Origin of the sequence: Aestuariivirga sp., from assembly GCF_044239095.1 — a bacterium.
Lineage (GTDB): Bacteria > Pseudomonadota > Alphaproteobacteria > Rhizobiales > Aestuariivirgaceae > Aestuariivirga.
On the sequence record NZ_JBIICB010000264.1, the window covers coordinates 1 to 6,054 of the forward strand.

A 6,054-nucleotide genomic window follows, 5' to 3' on the forward strand; every position below is an offset into this window, starting at 1 on the left:
CGGCAACGGATCAGTTGCAGGCAGCGACCGCGCCAGCAGCGACGCCGGCGCAGACTTCTTCCTTGCTCACCCAGCCGGCGTTGATCACGTCAGCGAGGTTGTCCTTCGTGATCGGGTTCGGCGGGATGAGGATGGAGTTCATCTCAACCTTGTTCTTGCCGCCGTTGAACTTGGCAACAGCCGGGAGTGCGTCCATTGCGGTGCCGCCGATCAGGGCGACAGCGGCCTCAGCAGCCTGCTTGCCGAGAACGCGGCTGTCCTTCCAGACCGAGACGAGCTGCGTGCCGAGGGCAACGCGGTTCAGAGCGGCCTTGTCGCCGTCCTGGCCGGTGACCGGCACGGAACCGGCAAGACCCTGGGCTTCGAGCGCTGCAACCACGCCGCCAGCCATGCCGTCGTTCTCAGAGACGACAGCGTCGATGGCATTGTTGTTGGAGGTCAGGCACTGCTCCATGTTCTTCTGGGCGTTGTCGGGCTTCCAGCCGTCCGTGAAGGTTTCGCAGACGTTCTTGATCTTGCCCGCGTCGATGTTGGGCTTCAGAACTTCCATGATGCCTTCGAACAGGAAGGTGGCGTTCGGGTCGCCCTTGTCGCCCTTGATGAAGGCGAAGTTGCCTTCCTGCTTGCCCTTCTCGAGCATGGTCTTGGCCATCAGACGGCCGACGCCCACGTTGTCGAAGGTGATGTAGAGCGCGTTCGGATCCTCGAACTGCACGTCATAGGCGATGGCCTTGATGCCGGCTTCGTTGATCTTGGCGATCGAGGGCAGGATGGCGTCCGAGTCGAAAGCGACGACCATGATGACGTCCACCTTCTGGGCGATCAGGCCTTCGATATCGGCGGCCTGCTTCTGGGCGGAACCCTGGGCGTCCGTCGAGATGTAGGTGTGGCCAGCCGCTTCGACGACTTCCTTGATCGCCGCTTCGTCCGTCTTCCAGCGCTCTTCCTGGAAGGTCTTCCAGGACACAGCGACGGTGCCGGCATGCGCAGCCAGTGCCGAGGCGCCGAGCATGAGTGCGCTGGCAGCAAGGGTCAAAAATTTACGAGTCATTCGGGTCCTCCTCCAAGCCGCTATGACCCCCGTGGGACGCCTCCCTGAAGCAGCTTTCACGCCACCGCACGGGGTTCCTGGGCCATGGACGATCTGTTGTTTTATTTCGGCGTCCAAAAAAATGATTGCGGCAATCTCGCCTGCGAGTCAATATAGAAAATAAGCAAAACAAAATAGTGCAACGCAGCAATCTGCTGCACTTGCGAAGAACGGGACCGAAGGGAGGGCCATGCGGGAAAAGGCGGACAGCGATCTGGTCCGGCGCCAGAACCGGCTTCTGCTGCTCGAGGCGCTGCGCCAGCACGGGCCGCTCGCCCGCGTCGAGATGGGGCGCCACACCGGCCTTTCGCCCGCATCCATCACGTCGATCTCCTTCCAGCTCATCGCCGACGGCATCCTGCAGGAAGCGGGCGAGGCGCAGCATATGGCCGAAGGGCCGCAGCGCCGGGGCCGGCCGCTCACCCAGCTGGCCATCAACCCCAGGTCAGCGCATGTGGTGGCGGTCAAGATCTCGATCGACGGCATCGAGCTGGCGCTGGCTGACGGGCAGGGCGCCATCCTGTCACGCCGCAAGTCGCGCACCTCCACCTATGATGCCGATCCCAAAGCCTTCGGCAACATGGTGGCGAGCGAAATCGCGGCCCTCATCGCCAGGTCCCGCGTCAACGCGAAGCGCGTGGCGCGCATTGGCATCGCCGTTCAGGGCGTTGCCGATTCACAGGCTGGAACCGTGGTGTGGAGCCCGGCCTTCCGCACACGGAACATCGCCGTCTCCGCCGCCGTGCAGACGAGCCTCGGCATTCCCTGCCACATCGCCAACGACGCGAACATGATCGCCGAGGGCCTGATCAACACCGACCGCGCGCGCTATGGCGGAACCGCGGCCGTCGTGTTCATAGGCTATGGCGTGGGCATGGGGTTGATCCTCAACGGCCAGGTCTACCATGGCCCCACGGGGGCCGCCGCCGAGTTCGGCCACATGAACCATCTGCCCGGCGGGCCGCTCTGCCGCTGCGGCCGCCGTGGCTGTGTCGAGGCCTATGTGGCGGACTACAGCCTGCTGCGCTGGGCCTCGGGCCAGGCAGAAACACAGCCTCCCTCCTTCAACGCCATCCCCGAGGACGGCATGCTGGCGCTTGAGAAGGCCGCACGCCGGGGCGAGCCGCAGGCGATGGCCGCCTACGCCAAGGCCGGTGAGGCGCTGGGCTTCGGGCTTGCCCGAATCATCGCCATCCTCACGCCGTCCCGCATCGTGCTGGCGGGGCCGGGAACGCGCGCCATGGAACTGTTCGAACCGCACCTCCACCGCGCCATCGAGGCGGGCGTCGTCGACGAGCTGCGCCGCAACGTGGAGATCGAGACGGTGCCAATCGACACCGACATGATCATCAAGGGCACCATCGACCAGGCGTTACGCCACGTCGACCGCGAAATCTTCGCCCATGGCCCGCTCGAGCGGCGCGGGCGGGAACTGGAGCACATCGCATGACCATCACACGCAGGAACATGCTTCTTGGCGCGAGCGCGGCGCTGTGCCTTGCCGCCTCCCCCGCCCGGGCCGCAGAGTCTGCGGAAGGCGGCGCCATCCTGCGCCGCTGGTACCGCCTCGTGCTGCGCCTCGTGCGCCACACGCCCACCTATTCGCCGCCGGTGGCCAGCCGCTCCTTCGGCTATCTTGGTGTTGCCGCCTATCAGGCGGTTGCCTCGGGCTCGACCTCGCTCCTGTCCATGGAAGGCCAGCTGAAAGGCCTTGCCGGCCTTCCTGCCCGGCAACAGGGCCAGACCTACAGCGACGCGCTGATCACACATTGCGTGATGGCGCTCGCGGTGAAATCATTCTTCGGCAACACCGGCCCTACCGGCCAGCGCGTCATGGTCGCGACTGAAAAGAAGCTCAAGGCAGAGGCGCTGGCGGGCGTTCCGGACGAGGTCGCCCAGCGCAGCATCGCCTATGCCGAGGCACTGATGGCGGCGATCCTTGCCTGGTCCGAGGCGGACGGCGGCGCCCGCATCGAGAACATGGGCTTTCCCACGGACCATGCGCCTGGCGGGACGCCTTCCAGCTGGGTGCCCACCAGCGCCATCCGCCAGCAGCAGGCCCCCTTGCTGCCCGCCTGGGGCACGAACCGCACATTCGCCATGCCGCATGGCGCCACCTGCCCGCTGCCCCCGCCACCTGCCTACAGCGAGGAGCCGTCATCCGCTTTCTACCGCGAAGCCCTCGAGGTCTATCACGCGGTCAGGAACCTCACGCCGGAGCAGGAGGCGATTGCCCGCTTCTGGTCGGACGACCCGATGCTCTCGCCCACGCCCCCCGGCCACTGGCTCTTCATCGCCGTCGACATCCTCGAGCAGCAGAACGCCGGGCTGGCTGAGACGGCGGACACCCTGATGCGCCTCGGGGCCGCCATGGCCGATGCCTTCATCGGCAACTGGCAAGCCAAGTTCCAGTATGACCTGCTGCGCCCCGTCACCTACATCCGCCGGGTGATCGACCCCCGCTGGGAGCCGCTCCTCATCACGCCCCCCTTCCCGGAATACCCTTCCGGCCACAGCACCCTGTCGGGTGCCTCGGCGGCGGTCCTGACCAGCATCTTCGGAGAGGATTTCAGCTTCACTGACCGCACCCATGAGCGCGACGGCCTGACGCCACGCAGCTTCCCCAGCTTCGCGGCCGCCGCCGCCGAGGCAGGCATCTCCAGGCTCTATGGCGGCATCCATTTCCGCGCCGCCATCGACCAAGGCCTGAGCCAGGGACGTTGCATCGGCCAATATGCCATCGCCCTTCGCACCCGCAGTTCCACATGAAGCCGTTCCTGACACTTTGCGCCCTGCTGCTGCTGCCAGCGCCGGCCCTCGCCCAGGCCCCGCGCTACGCGGAGGAAACACAAAGCGCCGGCCTTGATGGCACCTACGCGGGCGACTGGCTCTACATGGTGGGCGGCGGCGCTGCCGTGTTTGACTGCAGCGGCGACGGGTTTCCGGACGTGCTGCTGGCGGGCGGTGAGGCGCCCGCCCGGTTCTACCTGAACCAGAGCACACGCGGCGGGCACCTCAGCTTCGCGAAGCGGCAGTCCGGCCTCGAATTCGACGCCGTGACGGGCGCCTACCCGCTCGACATCGACGGCGACGGCATCATGGATGTCGTCATTCTGCGGGTGGGTGAGAACATCCTCATGAAGGGCGAGGGCGGCTGCAAGTTCACCCGCGCCAACGAGGCCTGGGGCTTCGACGGCGGCGACGGATGGTCCACCGCCTTCGCGGCGGTGTGGGAGAAGGATGCCTCCTGGCCGAGCCTCGCCATCGGCAACTACATTGACCGTGAGGCGGAGTTTGAGCCCTGGGGCTCCTGCACCGCCAACTGGCTGCACCGCCCGGCCGCCGGCGCCCGGGGCTTTGCGCCACCCCTCACACTCGCGCCCAGCCATTGCCCGCTGTCCATGCTGTTCACGGACTGGAGCAACTCCGGCACCGCCGACCTCCGCGTTTCCAACGACCGCGAATATTACGAGGGCGGCCAGGAGCAGATGTGGCGCATGAGCCCGGGCGAGGCGCCGGTGCTCTACAGCGAGGAAGACGGCTGGCGCTACCTCAGGATCTGGGGCATGGGGCTTGCAGGCCATGATCTGGACGGCGACGGGTTCCAGGAATATTTTCTGACAAGCATGGCCGACAACAAGCTGCAGACGCTGGCCAACCCGCCAAAGGACGGCGGAAAGCCGCGGCCCGACTACAAGGACATCGCCTGGCCCAGGGGCGTGACGGCGCACCGGCCCTTCATGGGCGAGGACCTCAAACCCTCGACCGCCTGGCACACGGAGTTCCAGGACGTGAACAATGACGGCCTGGTGGACCTCTTCATCGCCAAGGGCAATGTGGCCGAAATGCCCGACTTTGCGCTGAAGGACCCGAACAACCTGCTGGTCCAGGGTGCGGACGGCAAATTCGTGGAGATGGCGGACATGGCGGGCGTCGCCAGCACCAAGATCTCACGCGGCGGCGCTGTCACCGACTTCAACCTCGACGGCCTGCTCGACATCCTCGTGGTGAACCGCTGGGAGGCGCCGGAGATCTGGCGCAATGTCACGGAAGGGGCCGGCAACGCGCTGATGCTGCGGCTGAGCCAGCCTGGGCCCAACGTCAACGCCATCGGCGCGTTCATCGAGGTGAAGACGGCGGACGGTGTCCAGCGCCGCGAGGTCACCTCTGGCGGCGGGCATGTGTCGGGGCAGGCCGGGTGGGTCCACTTCGGCATCGGCAAGGCGGGGGAGGCCCAAGTGCGCGTCCGGTGGCCGGACAGTGGCTGGAGCGAGCCCCTGCCGCTCAAGGCCGGCAGCTTCGCCATCCTGGACCGCGCCGCTTCGGAACCGCGCCTCTGGCAGCCGCAACGCTGAACACGGCCCCCTCACGGCAAGCTGATTTTCTTTTCCTCCCCAGAAGTCTATGAAACCGGCCAGAAAACCGGAGACGTGCCCCCATGCCGCAGACATTCAACCGCCGCCACTTTGCCGGCCTGCTTGCGGCCATGCCGTTTCTCTCCCCGGCGCGGGCAGATGCGGGCTGGAGCCAGACCGAGGCGGAGGCCCGGGGGCAGACGGTCTACTTCAACGCATGGGCCGGATCGCCGCAGATCAACGCCTACATCGCCTGGGCGGCGGGCGAACTGAAGACGCGCTACGCCATCACGCTTGAGCATGTGAAGCTGCAGGACACGTCCGAAGCGGTGCGCCGCATCAGGGACGAGGTGACGGCGGGCAGCCGGGCAAGCGCCGATCTCATCTGGATCAACGGCGAGAACTTTCGCGTCATGAAGCAGGAGGGGCTGCTCTTCGGGCCTTTCGCCGAGGACCTGCCCAACTTCGCGCTGGTCGATGTGGAGGGAAAGCCGACGACCCGGATCGACTTCGCGGAAGCCACCGAAGGCCTCGAAGCGCCCTGGGGCATGGCGCAGCTGACCTTCTTCGGCGATGGCGCAAAGCTTGGCGACCCGCCGCTGTCGATGA

5 protein-coding genes are annotated in these 6,054 nt (G+C 66.4%); 4 read left to right on the plus strand and 1 reads right to left on the minus strand.

Going from position 1 to position 6,054, the window contains the following annotated elements:
* Nucleotides 1-10: 10 nt before the first annotated feature.
* Nucleotides 11-1,051, minus strand: a complete 1,041-nt coding sequence (locus tag ACILRA_RS18570) for a substrate-binding domain-containing protein (RefSeq protein WP_395663552.1) — start codon at nucleotides 1,049-1,051, stop codon at nucleotides 11-13.
* Nucleotides 1,052-1,280: 229 nt separating this feature from the next.
* Here ACILRA_RS18570 and ACILRA_RS18575 point away from each other — a divergent pair, with 229 nt between their 5' ends.
* From ACILRA_RS18575 to ACILRA_RS18590, 4 genes are all read left to right on the plus strand, one after another.
* Nucleotides 1,281-2,540, plus strand: a complete 1,260-nt coding sequence (locus ACILRA_RS18575; RefSeq protein ID WP_395663553.1) for an ROK family protein — start codon at nucleotides 1,281-1,283, stop codon at nucleotides 2,538-2,540.
* Entirely contained in the window at nucleotides 2,537-3,859 is a 1,323-nt protein-coding gene (locus ACILRA_RS18580) for a vanadium-dependent haloperoxidase (protein ID WP_395663554.1), read from the plus strand. Before ACILRA_RS18575 ends, ACILRA_RS18580 begins: the two co-directional genes overlap by 4 nt.
* Nucleotides 3,856-5,445 (plus strand): CRTAC1 family protein, encoded by a 1,590-nt coding sequence (locus ACILRA_RS18585; RefSeq protein WP_395663555.1) that lies wholly within the window; start codon nucleotides 3,856-3,858, stop codon nucleotides 5,443-5,445. Before ACILRA_RS18580 ends, ACILRA_RS18585 begins: the two co-directional genes overlap by 4 nt.
* A gap of 83 nt (nucleotides 5,446-5,528) precedes the next feature.
* Nucleotides 5,529-6,054: ABC transporter substrate-binding protein (locus tag ACILRA_RS18590; RefSeq protein WP_395663556.1), on the plus strand; the 526-nt coding region annotated here is incomplete at its 3' end.